A 14,174-nucleotide genomic window follows, 5' to 3' on the forward strand; every position below is an offset into this window, starting at 1 on the left:
CATTTTTATTTAAATTAAAAAGGGCTTTCTCAAATAGGGATAAGCTCTTTTTAATTATTAAAATGATGAAAATACATTTGATTTTATACAAAAAGAGTGCCTCATAAACTAAAAAGTCTATTCTAAGACACTCCCTTTTTTTCTACTCTGCACAAATAATATCAATCATTTCTTTATATTCATTTTCATTATTTAAAACATCTATATTTTTAAATTTTTCTTTTATTTTTTCTTCAATCTCTAATGAATAATCTATTGTATATGGAATAAATTTCTCTACTTCTTTTATATATCCTACAGAAAAAAATTCAGCATTATAAACTACAGAAAATAAAATTAACATTAAGCAATCATTCTTTATCATAGTTATTACAGATTTATTTTTATTATTAATTTTAAAACTATCTATTAACTCAATAGTAAAATTTATTAGTTTATTTACAACTTTATCTAAAGTACCCTCTTTTGACATCTCTGTAATAATAGTTTTATGGTTGTATTTTAAATCTTCTTTTATATCTTGTAAATCATCAGATATTTGTAATAAAAATCCATATCCTATACAAAACTCTATTTCTTCCTTTGTCATCAATCCACTTATTAAATATCCATCTACTAAAACGGATGAACCTCCTTTTTCAATAGAAATGGATAATAAATCTTCTTTACACAAATGATTTTCCTTACCATGTTGTTTTAAACTATTTACTTGACTTTTAAATATTAATAATAACGATTCATAAACTTCTGTAAACTTTTCTCTAGGGTATACACTTTCAATATAATCTATCATTTGAGATACTTTACTTTCATGATAATCCTTAGATTTAATGTGTTCTCCCAGGAGCCTTTTTTCTAACCAGTTATTAAATAAAATCTTATCATTTTTATCTATATTTGTATTGTCTAAATAATTATCAGTATATGGATATAACATACTATATGCAAAGTTAGCTTTTGAATAATATACTTCTTTACCAAATAATAATTGTAATGCATTTGAAATCCATACATTCCTCATAGCTTGCATAATATCACCTATAGGTAAATCATCATCAAATTTTCTAGCATCTCTAATAAACTGTTTTGTTATATCTAAAAATTTTTTTCTATCCTCTACATCCATTTTTTCTAACTTAAAAATATTTTCTTTTTCCAATGTCTTTTGTAAGAAAACCTCGCCCTTTTTTACCCACATTTTTCTCAATACAGCATCACTTGGATACCTCTCTAAATGAACTGATATTGTATTTAGCAATTTATCTAATTCTTTTTCCCTCTTTTTTTGTGAATCTTTACTATACGTTTCTATATTCTCAAATAATTCAACACTCGAATTATTCCATGTATTTTCACACTCTTTACAATAGTATTTAAATATGCCACTTAAATCCATTTAACAGCCCTACTTTCATGCCTAAACTATACACTATATTATATCAGTACATATAACTAATATACAGTTAAAGTTATAATTGTGTATAATAATAACTTTAAAATTATTTGTTTTTTAGCTTAGCTAATGCTTCTGCAAATGGATTATTAAATGTCTCTTGATTTTTATTTTGATTTTTTAAATATTGATTAACATCTTTTTTTGATGCCTTCTGTTTTTCTTCTTGCTTTCTCTTGTTGAAAGAAGACAACTTTTCTCTGTATCCACAACTACAAGTGAAGATTCTCCCCTCACCTTCTCCACGAAGTTCTAATTTTTTATGACAGTTAGGACATCTTGAATTGGTTACTTGTGATATAGTTTTTCTAGTATTACATTCTCTATCTTCACAAATCAACATCTTACCTTTTTTACCATTTACCTCTAACATAAATTTTCCACATTCTGGACATCTATTTTTAGTTAAGTTATCATGTTTAAATTTATTATCACTATTTTTTACTTCTAGTACAATATCTTTTGAATAATCTTTCATGTCATTTATGAATGTATTTTTACTAAGTTTTCCCTTTGAAATATCCAATAATTTCTTTTCCCATGAAGCTGTAAGTTCTGGTGTCTTTAAGTCTACTGGAACTAAATCTAATAATTGTCTTCCTTTTGATGTTATATATATATCTTTATTTTTCTTTTCCATTAAAAATGAATTGAATAATTTTTCTATTATATCTGCTCTTGTAGCAACTGTCCCTAGACCATTCTTTTCCATAGCAGTCAATAATGTTCCCTCATTTAAGTATGGTGGTGGATTTGTTTTTCCTGAAGTTATCTTTAATCCCTTGACCTTAAGTACATCTTTTTCTAAAACATTTGGTATACTTTCATACTCATCTTCATCTTCAATATCTTTATAACTTTCTTTCCAACCTAAATTTATTACTTTGTTTCCCTTAGCCTTAAATATTTCTCCTTCTACAGTTGCACTTATAGTTGTCTGCTCATATTCAAAAGGAGGAGATAGTACTGCTAAAAATCTTTTTACTACAAGATTATATATTTTTCGCTCTTTATCACTAAAATCACTCATGAATACCTTCTGTTCTGTTGGTATTATTGCATGATGGTCTGTTACCTTTGAATTGTCAACAAACGATTTATTAGCTATAATATTGCTTTTTAATAATCTATTACAAATCTTTGAATAATCACTAATATTTACAGCTTTTATTCTATCTTTTAATGTTCCAACAATATCTGATGTTAAATATCTAGAATCAGTTCTAGGATAAGTAAGTACTTTATGATGTTCATACAGTTTTTGCATTATAGATAAAGTTTCTTTTGCTGAAAATCCAAACATTTTATTTGCATCTCTTTGTAATTCTGTTAAATCATAGAGTGCAGGTGAATATTTTTTCTTATATGACTTGTTTACTTCAGATATTTTTATGTCTACACCTTTTACTTTTTTTAATGTGGATTCTATCTTTTCTTTACTAAAAGTTGAAGAATTATTGTTTTTATCATTCCAAATAAATTTTATATCTGAATTTCCCTTTGTAGCAATTAATTCTAATCCATAATACTCTTTAGGTTTGAAATTTCTTATTTCTTCTTCTCTTTTAAGCAACATTGCAAGAGTAGGAGTTTGTACTCTTCCACAAGAAAGCTGTGCATTGTACTTTGTTGTCAAAGCTCTGGTTGCATTTATTCCAATAATCCAATCAGCTTCTGCTCGTGCTATTGCTGAGTAATACAAATTTTCATATTCTTTTCCACTTTTTAATTTTGCAAATCCGTCTTTTATTGCTTTGTCTGTACTTGAAGAAATCCAAAGACGTTTTATAGGTTTTTTTACCTGTGATTTTTCTATTATCCACCTTGCTACAAGTTCTCCTTCACGACCTGCATCTGTTGCTATAACTATTTCATCTATATCATTTCTATTCATTTGCGATTTAACTGTATTAAACTGCTTTCCACTCTTTTTTATTACAACAGTCTTAAGGTGCTTGGGAAGTATTGGCAGGTCTTCTAAGCTCCATGATTTATATCTTTCTCCATAACTTTCGGGGTCAGCAAGTGTAACCAAATGACCTAGTGCCCAAGTTATCACATACTTTGGCCCCTCTATATAACCATTTTTTTCATTTTTTGACCCTAAAACTTTTGCTATATCTCTTCCAACAGAAGGTTTTTCTGCTAGCACTAATATTTTTCCCATCTAAAAATACATCCTTTCTCTATACATAATCTCATATTACGCTTAAAATCTAACTAAATAGAACTTTTCTTAATATCGTAACTATAATATTACCATAATTTAATCATATCTAATTAATTATTTAAGATTTTATTATTTTTTTATTTAAAACTTATTTTACACTTCATTTGTATGTGTATTACAAAATTCATTTTCACGTATATTACTCATCTTTCTAAGTTTATAATTCGTAAATAGGCTTACATTTTTATATTTTTTCTTTGTTTTTTAATTTTTTAGTTGACAAAACATAAAAACTTATATTAATATTATTAATACAATAAGCTATGACAAATCAATATCCGGTTAAGATTTTATAGAAGAGTTGCTATATAGCACACCGAAGGAGTAACACTCTCAGGTACTTTTAAAAGTAGGACTGTAAAATTTACGGAACTCTGGAGAGACCCATTATGGGCGCCGAAGGGGCAAGGCTTTTATGCTCAATCTCTCAGGCAAAAGGACAGGGATTATCTACCAAAAACAGTATTTACTAATACTTTTATTTTGGTTGCTAATTAGTGTACATCCAGAGCTGAATCTTTTTTAGATTTAGCTTTTTTTATTACACTAGAAATTATTAATAAATTATACTTATTTCCTGTCAATTACTTCATTAAAAATTCTATTGATTATGTAAAGCAAAAAAAATGAGGGAGTGTTTTTATGAATCTAATTGATATTTTAAACAAAGTTGATGCTTTTATTTGGGGACCACCCCTACTGGTACTATTAGTTGGTACTGGTATACTACTTACTGTTAAGCTTGGAGTTGTTCAAATAACTAAACTGCCAAGAGCTCTTAAGTTAATATTCTCTGCTGAAAACAAAGGTAGTGGTGATGTTTCAAGTTTTGCAGCCTTATGTACTGCTCTAGCTGCTACAGTTGGTACTGGTAATATTGTTGGTGTTGCTACAGCTATCAAAGCTGGTGGACCTGGTGCACTTTTTTGGATGTGGATAGCAGCATTCTTTGGAATGGCTACTAAGTATTCAGAAGGTGTTCTTGCAATAAAATACAGAACTAAAGATAAAAATGGTCAAGTGTCTGGTGGGCCAATGTATTACATAGTAAATGGTATGGGAGAAAAATGGAGACCTCTTGCAATATTTTTCGCTATAAGTGGTATACTAGTTGCACTTTTAGGAATCGGTACTTTTACTCAAGTAAATTCAATAACAGATGCAATAAATAATAGTTTCGGGATAGACCCTAGAATTACAGGGGTTGTATTAGCAGTATTTGTAGCTTTAGTTGTATTTGGAGGACTTAAAAGTATATCTAATGTAGCTACTAAAATAGTACCTTTTATGGCAGTTATATATGTTGTAATCTGTGGAATCATTTTAATATCTTTTTGGAATAAAATCCCTGAAACTTTTATGTTAATAATTAAAAGTGCATTTACACCTACTGCTGCTACTGGTGGTTTTTTAGGAGCAACTATGTCACTGGCAATTAGAAATGGTATCGCTCGTGGTGTATTTTCAAATGAGTCTGGTCTAGGTAGTGCTCCAATAGCTGCAGCTGCTGCTAAAACTGAATGGCCAGCGGAACAAGGTCTTATATCTATGACAGGTACTTTTATAGATACTATTATAATCTGTACTCTTACTGGATTCTCTCTTGTTATTTCAGGAGTGTGGTGTTCAGACCTAAATGGAGCTGTTATGACACAAGCAGCTTTTAACGGAGCAATTCCTACATTTGGACCAATATTACTTACAATTAGTTTAACATTATTTGCATTTACTACAATTTTGGGATGGAGTTATTATGGAGAAAGATGTTTTGAATTTCTGTTTGGTGTAAAAGGCATGAATGGGTATAGAACTGTATTTGTGGCTATGGTGTTATTAGGTGCTTTCTTAAAGTTAGAAGTTGTTTGGATAATTGCTGATATTGTAAATGGGCTTATGGCAATACCTAACCTTATAGCTTTACTTGCATTATCACCTATAATAGTATCTGAAACTAAAAAATATTTTGAACATATAAATTCTCCAGAAAATCAGATAAAGAAAAATGCATAAATAAAAAGTATAGAATCCCAAGTCAATTTTATATGGCTTTTGGATTCTATATTTTTTTGAAAAAATGTAATAAATATATTTACAAAATACGGTAATTAATATAATAAAACATAGTAATTGATATAAATAATACATATATTTTAATTAACCACTTCAATGAAAATTATTTAGATTAAAACTTTATTTCTTCTGGGTATTTCCAAGATTTAAACTCATCAACATCTACTACTTCAAGTTCTTTAAATTGATTTAATACTAAAGACCTATAGTATATTTCTGCTACCTCTTCCACATATCTTGATTTTAATAATGCTTCGTCTAAATCATTACCTACAGTTGTCAACCCATGTCTTTCTAATAAGCATGCATCTGTATCTATCAGTAATTTTGAAACACTCTTAGCTAATTTTAAAGTTCCTGGTCTTTCGTATGAAGCAATATCTACATAACCGCCATAATTAACTGATTCATATACAATTGGTATAATTGGTTTCTTTGCTACTGAAAATGCTGTTGCATATAAAGAATGAGTATGTGATATGGCATTTATATTTTCTCTTGTTTTGTATATTTCAATATGCATCAATACCTCACTACTTGGCTTAATACCTTTCTCAACTTCTATTACATTTCCATCCAAATCCAATACACAAATATGTTCAACTTTTAATTCTTCTCTTCCTACACCTGATGGGGTTATAAGTATATATCCAGTATCCTTATCTCTAATACTAAAATTACCAGTCTTTTCTTTACATAAACCATAATGCTCTGCTTTAATTGCTATTTCCACAACTTTACCTTTTAAAGAGTCTAGCATAATTCACCTCCAGATAATCATTTTTGACCATAGTATGCATTTTTTCCATGTTTTCTTGAAAAATGTTTATTCATAAGAACCTTATCCATAATATTATCAGGACTCATTAACTCTGTATAATAAGCCATCTTTGCGACTTCTTCTAAAACTACTGCATTGTGTACAGCCTCATTTGCATCTTTTCCCCATGTAAAAGGTCCGTGGTCATTTACAATTATTCCTGGACAATGAATTGGATTTCTTCCCATAAATTCTTCAATGATTACATTTCCAGTTTCCTTTTCGTATTCATTGCAAATTTCTTCTCTAGTCATTTTTCTGGTACATGGTATACTTCCATAAAAATAATCTGCATGAGTAGTACCACAAGATGGTATAGATTTTCCTATTTGAGCCCAAATTGTTGCCCAACTTGAATGTGTATGTACTATTCCCCCCAATTCTTCAAACTCTTTATATAAAACTAGATGAGTCGGGGTATCTGAAGAAGGTCTTAATTTGCCATCAACTATATTTCCCTCTAAATCAACTACAACCATATCTTCTACAGTCATATTACTATACTCTACACCACTTGGCTTTATCACCACTAATCCTTTTTCTCTATCTATCCCACTTACATTTCCCCAAGTATAAGTAATTAGCTTTTTCTTAGGTAATTCTAAGTTTGCTTTTAATACTTCTTCTTTTAAATTTTCTAACACTTTTCTTCCTCCTATATTTTATTTAAGAAAATTATTTTTATTTTATTTAATGTCATAGTTATAAAATTTAATTGCTTTTAGAATTTTTTATTAAATTTTTACATTTCTACTAGGATTTTATTGAAATTAATTTCTCTCTTGCTCATTTTACTTAAAAAGTCACCCACTTCATTAAGACCTATTTTATCTGAAATCATGGGTTTAAAAATAATGTCACCTTTTTCCATAAAATCCAATGTTGCAGTCCATGCTCTTCCAGGATAAGGGCTTGTATATGAATTCCAAGAACCTTTCAAGGTAAGTTCTCCACGTAATATACACTCAGTAGCGTCTGCACTAAGTGGTAATTCTGTGTGTGATATACCTACAAACACTATATTTCCTCTCTTTTTTGCTACAAATAGAGATTGTTCTTGTGTAAATCGGCTACCAGCAGTTTCTATTACAACATCAGCACCACCATTTGTTATTTTTTTTATTTCTTTGATTACATTTACTTCTTTTGAGTTAAGTATATAGTTTGCTCCTAGAAGTTTAGAAAGTTCTAATTTTTCATCAAAAATATCAACTGCTATAATCTTAGATGCACCAAACACCTTTGCCCATTGTATAACAAACTGACCTATTGGACCACATCCTAACACAACTACACTATCTCCTACTCTAATATTAGACTTTGAAATCCCATGATAAGCTATAGTTGCTGGTTCAATTCCGGCAGCAGTTTCATAATCCAATGTATCTGGTAGTTTTAAAATATGTTCTTCTGGAACTCTTACATATTCTGCAAACGCTCCATTTACTCTTGTTCCAATTATATTGTAATCATCACACAAGCCAAAATTACCTTCATTACAATAATCACATTTTCCACAAGGTACTAATGGTGCAACAGCTACTCTATCTCCTACATTAATATGCTTTACTTTTTCTCCAATTTTAACAACTTCACCAGAAAATTCATGCCCTAAAATCAATGGATATTTTGTATTTCCACTCAAACCACTTACCATAGACCTAGGTAAATCTGAACCACATATCCCAACATATTTTACATTTACAAGCACTTGCGTATCTGTTATTTCTGGTATATCTACCATTTCATATCTGACATCACCTACATTATACAATACTGATGCTCTCATTTTATCTCCCATATAAATATCTCCTTTCATACTATATACTTCTATATAGCAATATCTATGCCATACAAAAGATAAATGGTTTATTCAGGCAAATGCCTTATATACAAAGTCTTTTACCAGTAGAGATTACATTTTATAAAATTAAACCACATTACTGTATAAATATAAAAGAGTATGTTTTAAATAGCAGGTTATACAGAAAACTCAACTATAAAAATACAATGCATTATAATTACAAATATTATCAAATAAAAAGAAGTCTATATTTCATTTAAATATTTCTCAGGTATTATCTGATACTTATATAAAATCAATTATAAACTCCTTTAATTATTTTTATTTCATTTTTATAAACTTAAACTGCTACAGGCTCTTCTTCTACATTTTTGAGTGCTTGTTTTTCTAAATAATCAAGAATACTTGTTTTGTTCTTTCTAAACAATGCCCATAGAACAAAGTAAATTACAACTGAAAGACCTATATAAATTGGATTTGCACTTAGAAATGCAAAGAAAACTAATCCCATCAAAGGTTTTCCTAGTATATTAAAGCTTGTTATTAACATTGCTCCTGCAGGTATAGCTACACCTATATTTGTAGCCATATCTGTAAATAATGGTGCTGTAGATGTACAAACATATAATCCTAATCCAAACCAAATTATACCTGAAACTAATACTTTTGGTATATTACCATTATGTATGGCAACTAAACCTTGAACCATATATGGAATTGCCAATAAATCCACAACTGGTAATACCTTATTACCAGGAAGTACCATAGCTATTACAAGCATTATTGGAATTAATATAAGACCTGATATTAAAGTTGCAGGTTCACCATATCCAACAGCATCATTTACTGCTATGTACCACTCACGGTTTCCAGCTTTTTGCATAATCTTTCTAGCTGCTTCTGTTATAGGTGCAAATGCTTGAGCAAACATACTTGCTACTTTAGGGAAAATTGCCATCACTGCACTTGTAGATATACCTACTTTCATTATTTCTCCCCAAGCTTCCATAGTATTTATTCTCGTCATATTACCTAATATACCTATAAACATACCTAAAAAAAGACCTAAAGTAATTGGTTCACCTAAAAACCCTAATTTCTTCTCTAATTCTTTTGGATTTAATTTTATTTTATTTAATCCCAATTTATTGTATATAGGGTCTGCAAATACTGCAAACACAGAAGCTTCAACATTATGCATAGCTATTATTGTACAATTAGGATATCTATAGTAACTAGACCATCTCTTTGCAACTAACTCTGATATTAATAAACTATATAGGTTTAATAAAACCATACATGCTATACCTAAAGGAAAATTTCCTGTTACTCCTATAACCATTGCTCCCCATACCATATAAGAATAGTTATTCCATAAATCTGATGGTTGAAACACGTCTGTCCATTTTATCAAAAATAAAATTGTTTGTAATAATATACCAAGACCTAAATATATCATACCTGCACTTGTTGAAAATGCAACCAATGATGTTGCTTGCCAACCAACATCAAAAACTGGTAGGTTTACTCCTGTACTCTCAACCATCCTATTGATAACTGGTGTTATTATTGGTGTAAATGAATTTAAAATCAGTGTAAAACCTTGTAAAGCAACTCCTGCATACACAGCAGAAAGAAACGATTTCTTAGTAGTTACTTTAAATATCTTTGCGATTATGAATATTATAATTGGAACTATAATTGCAGAACCAAATGTATCGATTATAGATTTCATAAATTCTAACATCTTTTTCCCTCCTACTTATAAATATTTATAAGCTTAATTTAATACTTAAGTGACTATTTTTATAATTTTTTAATTTATGACAACATATAAAATGTTTTTTCCACAAATATTTAGTTAATATTAGCTTATTATAGTATCTAAGTCATTGATTTAAATACTATAAATTCACGTCTCCAAAACTTACTTATCTATCCCTTCAATAACAGTCAAAACTTCTTCAAAGAATGCCTCTTCCCCTATACCAGTTAGGCAAGCAAATGCATTTATAGTTGGTATTCCATAATCGCCTGTTTGAAGTGGACTCGTAAATGTTATAAAGTCAAATCTTCCTGATTGTGCTAAATTTAGTGCTTCTGTTGGTCTAGCTTCTGTTGTAGTAATAGAAATCCCCTTATTACCTAGTACTTCTTTTAATTTACCTGCTACCATAGATGATGTAACTGTCCCTGAACCACAAACTGATAATACATTAAATTGTTTCATAATTATTTCCTCCTAATTTTTCACTCTAAATTTTTATTTTATATAAGATTAAACCTATTAAAAAAATAATACTTACTTTGATTGTTTAAATTTTAATTTTTTATTTATAAAATTCTCCTACATTAAATTTCTATAAAGTCCAATAATTTAGCTACTTCTTCTTTTGTTGATGCGTTTTTTATATTTTTTAATAACTTTATATTTTGAAAAACTGACATTAAATCCTTTAACAGTTTTACTTGTGAATCTGGGTTCTTTACTGCTAATAAAAATACAAGTTCTACATCAAGTCTATCTTTTGGGTCTATCATTGAATTAAACTTTACAGGATTTTTCAATATCCCTACAGCTACATTAGACTCATTTACATGCTTTGAATCTGTATGTGGAATAGCAACACACATTTCTCCAATATCTAGACCTGTTGGTAATGTCCTTTCTCTTTCCAAGACAGCATTTATGTATGTTTCTTTTACATATTCTTTTTTACACATTATACTTCCTAATTCTTCAATAACACTTTCATAATCATTAGATTCTAAACCCAATGATATTAAATCTACATTCATTACTCTAACTCCTCTCAATTTTTTTGCTATGGCTACAGATGTTTAAATTTATCAAATATAATCCTTCTAAAAGCATCTTTATCAAAACACTTATTGGCATTGTTCATAAATTCTGCATCTTTTAGTATCTCAAGAACATTTTTAACAATCTCTTTATCATTAGCCTGAAAAACTGGCATAAATATGAAATTTACATTACCTACACCCCAATCAATAGGATTCTTTAGTTTAACAAAAACAAACCTTGTACTATTTACAGTAGAAGAATCTCCATGAGGCACACCTATAGCTCCTTTAGAATATGTTGGAAGCATTTCTTCTCTATGTAAAACAGAATCTAAGTAATCTTTTTCTACATATTCTTTATTTATAAGAATTGAACATACATATTCTAATAAATCCTTTTTAAAATATATATCTGGTTCAAAAATCACTAAATCCTCATCAAGCATTCTTTCATACGATTTAATTGGTCTGTCATCTTGTTGTTTTGATTTTGATAGATAGATATCCAAATTTTTGAAAAGTTCTTTATTATAGGGTATAAAATTTATACCTGGTATCTTAGGGTTTATTGTCCCAACAATAGCTAATATATTGTTTGTCTCTTTTAGATTTTCAATTTTACAAAATAAATTTTCATCCAATGCACTCATTTGATAACATTTAGTGTTATCATACTTTTCTTCCAACGTTTTACTTATATACTTAGCAGTTCCTTCTCCAGTAAGACATAATGTTATAATTGCATTTGATTTATCTATGTGTTTTTCTAATTCATAGTTATATCCCATCCTATCTTTTAGCAAAGAAAAAAATATTTCATCAAGTTCTTCCTCTCCCATAGAAACTTTTCTAGTTGCTTCTAGTGCCATTAGGAGGTCTACTCTATCAATAGTTTTAGTGCTTATATTGGTTCTCTTATTTACTATTTGACCTATGTTTGTAAGTGAACCAATATCCACCAAAAACAATATGCCTTTCCCTTGGTCTATTATTTTTGACAGTTCTACTGCCTTATTGTATATATTTATTGGTTTTTCATCTAAAGGCATATCTATAGCCACAGGAAACTTTACACCTAAAAGTTCTTTAACTACATTTACAGTCTCTGTAGCTATACGTCCATGAGAAATTATTATTAACCCTACTTTATCTTTTTTCACTTCATTTTTTAGAGCAGACTTTATGTAGAGTGTTATAAATCCAATTTCATCATCTGGAATCTTAATACCAATTGATTCCTCAATTTTTATTGCAAAACTTTTACTAATTTCATATTCTTTTGAAAAGTCAATCTTTATTTTTTCTAAATTTACATTTATTATCTTTTGATTTAGCTTAATTCTTTTTATAGCTTCTTCTAAGTGTATTGCTAGATATTTGAACATATTTTTATTTACTTCTAAATTCATATTTTTTTCAACTATATCATTCATAAGTTCTTTTACCAGTTTAACTAAACTATCACTTACAAAACTATTTAAATCACTCATTGAAAAAATTTCTTCATTACTATCGAGATTAAACTTTAAGTCAGCAAATCTATTTAAAATAAAAGTCCATAAAATATTCTCTATATCTATATCTTCAATGTCTAGGGATTTTAGGTCATAATATTTCTTTTCAATTGTTTTGTATATGTCCTCTGGTAATATATATTCATCACTTAAAAGACTTCCTTTTACTGATGATTCTTCTAAATTAAATGGTATAAATATAGCATTTTTCAAATATTTTCTTATCTCTGTATATTCAATCTCTTGAAAGGCAGCATCTTTAAAAGAATCTTTAAGCTTTAAAACTTCATTTATATCTACTACTACTATCGATTCACTATCTTCATCTTTGGAATTTATAAACTTCATAAAAGCTCTTGCACAAAGAACCTGAATCATATTTTGTAATTGTCCTATATTTCCACTAAACTTTTTTAGTGCAAGTATTTCAATCACATTTTTATCTACAAATATTTTTGCATTTATTCTATTACACTCTTGTTGAAAGATATTGTATATAAGGTCTATTTTCTCTTTTAGTAATCTATCATGTAATGGTGGCAAAGTTATTAGCATTGGTATCCTTCTTCTGAATGTTAATAATAAATTAGTCTCTACATTTTCAGTAGTTGCCCCAATCAACATAATACTTACTTTTCTTTCAGCATTAGTTTCACCTAATCTCCTAAACTTTCCCCTATCTAAAATAGAAAATAGTATTTCTTGGCCTTTTGGAGGCAATCTATGTATTTCATCCAAAAATAAAACTCCTTCATCAGCTTCTTCTACAAGACCTGGTGTATCATATTCAGCACCTGTAAATGCACCTTTTTTATATCCAAATAACAAAGATAATAATAATTGTGGATTGTCACTATAATCAGCACAGTTAAATACAACAAAATTGGAGCTTTCTTTTACTATCTTTTTTTGCTTTGCAAACTCATACATATGTCTAGAAAATAAACTCTTACCAACTCCACTTTCCCCAATAATCAACGTTGGTAACCCTTTTGGTGGATACAATATAGCAGATTTAGCCTGCTCTACAGCATTTCTAAGACTCCCTTTATTACCTATCAGAGTTTCAAATGGGTCATTCGATTCTTCTTCAGATTCCTCTACTACATCCATTTCTAAACTTTCTTTAGGTAAAAGTTCCTCCACAACTCTTCTAGATATATTAAAGCCTTCTGTCATCAATTCCCTTGTAATTTCTGATATAGAAATATTCTTATTCTTTTGTAATATTGCCGAAATTGCTGATTTTAAATAAGGATATCTTCTTTGCCTTGAATTACTTATATTAAGTTCTTTTCTCAAATTAGTTATGTTCTCTCTAGTTGTACTTAAAAACTTTGCTATTTGAACATCTGTTAATGGATCTTTTTTATTTTCTGTATTTATGATGTTTACAAGTTTATCTCTCAACTCCATGCTTAATAACTCCTTTCTTGATAAATATATAAGCAACTATCATGCCATACTTACTTTGATAT

General features: G+C 28.8%; 10 protein-coding genes and 1 riboswitch. Of the genes, 1 reads left to right on the top strand and 9 read right to left on the bottom strand.

Going from position 1 to position 14,174, the window contains the following annotated elements:
• Window positions 1-142: 142 nt before the first annotated feature.
• Both CDIF1296T_RS11990 and CDIF1296T_RS11995 read right to left on the bottom strand, forming a co-directional pair.
• Window positions 143-1,396, bottom strand: coding sequence for a hypothetical protein (locus CDIF1296T_RS11990; protein ID WP_003440269.1), 1,254 nt, complete (start codon window positions 1,394-1,396; stop codon window positions 143-145).
• Window positions 1,397-1,499: 103 nt separating this feature from the next.
• Window positions 1,500-3,620 carry a DNA topoisomerase III gene (locus CDIF1296T_RS11995; RefSeq protein ID WP_003440272.1) on the bottom strand — a complete coding sequence of 707 codons (2,121 nt, stop codon included), beginning with the start codon at window positions 3,618-3,620 and terminating at the stop codon, window positions 1,500-1,502.
• Window positions 3,621-4,047: 427 nt separating this feature from the next.
• Window positions 4,048-4,136: riboswitch (glycine riboswitch) on the top strand.
• Window positions 4,137-4,325: 189 nt separating this feature from the next.
• On the opposite strand from CDIF1296T_RS11995, the gene CDIF1296T_RS12000 reads away from it, so the two are divergent.
• A complete protein-coding gene (locus CDIF1296T_RS12000) occupies window positions 4,326-5,693 on the top strand; it encodes an alanine/glycine:cation symporter family protein (protein WP_009897450.1) in 1,368 nt (455 codons plus the stop codon).
• Between the two features lie 172 nt (window positions 5,694-5,865).
• On the opposite strand, the gene CDIF1296T_RS12005 is transcribed toward CDIF1296T_RS12000, so the two are convergent.
• From CDIF1296T_RS12005 to CDIF1296T_RS12035, 7 genes are all read right to left on the bottom strand, one after another.
• Entirely contained in the window at window positions 5,866-6,513 is a 648-nt protein-coding gene (locus CDIF1296T_RS12005) for a class II aldolase/adducin family protein (protein WP_009897452.1), read from the bottom strand.
• A gap of 17 nt (window positions 6,514-6,530) precedes the next feature.
• Window positions 6,531-7,217 (bottom strand): L-ribulose-5-phosphate 4-epimerase, encoded by a 687-nt coding sequence (araD, locus tag CDIF1296T_RS12010; RefSeq protein WP_009897453.1) that lies wholly within the window; start codon window positions 7,215-7,217, stop codon window positions 6,531-6,533.
• A 98-nt stretch (window positions 7,218-7,315) separates the two neighbouring features.
• Window positions 7,316-8,374: a galactitol-1-phosphate 5-dehydrogenase gene (locus CDIF1296T_RS12015; protein ID WP_009897454.1), complete on the bottom strand. Its 1,059-nt coding sequence runs from the start codon at window positions 8,372-8,374 to the stop codon at window positions 7,316-7,318.
• A gap of 343 nt (window positions 8,375-8,717) precedes the next feature.
• The gene (locus CDIF1296T_RS12020; RefSeq protein ID WP_009897455.1) at window positions 8,718-10,124 is read right to left on the bottom strand and encodes a PTS galactitol transporter subunit IIC; all 1,407 of its coding nucleotides are present in this window, start codon (window positions 10,122-10,124) and stop codon (window positions 8,718-8,720) included.
• A 180-nt stretch (window positions 10,125-10,304) separates the two neighbouring features.
• On the bottom strand, window positions 10,305-10,607 hold the full coding sequence (locus CDIF1296T_RS12025; protein WP_003423222.1) for a PTS sugar transporter subunit IIB: 303 nt from the start codon (window positions 10,605-10,607) through the stop codon (window positions 10,305-10,307).
• Window positions 10,608-10,729: 122 nt separating this feature from the next.
• On the bottom strand, window positions 10,730-11,176 hold the full coding sequence (locus CDIF1296T_RS12030; protein ID WP_009890480.1) for a PTS sugar transporter subunit IIA: 447 nt from the start codon (window positions 11,174-11,176) through the stop codon (window positions 10,730-10,732).
• A gap of 32 nt (window positions 11,177-11,208) precedes the next feature.
• Window positions 11,209-14,112 carry a sigma 54-interacting transcriptional regulator gene (locus tag CDIF1296T_RS12035; protein WP_009897456.1) on the bottom strand — a complete coding sequence of 968 codons (2,904 nt, stop codon included), beginning with the start codon at window positions 14,110-14,112 and terminating at the stop codon, window positions 11,209-11,211.
• Window positions 14,113-14,174 lie beyond the last annotated feature (62 nt).

It is taken from the genome of Clostridioides difficile ATCC 9689 = DSM 1296, assembly GCF_001077535.1.
In the GTDB taxonomy this organism is placed as follows: domain Bacteria; phylum Bacillota; class Clostridia; order Peptostreptococcales; family Peptostreptococcaceae; genus Clostridioides; species Clostridioides difficile.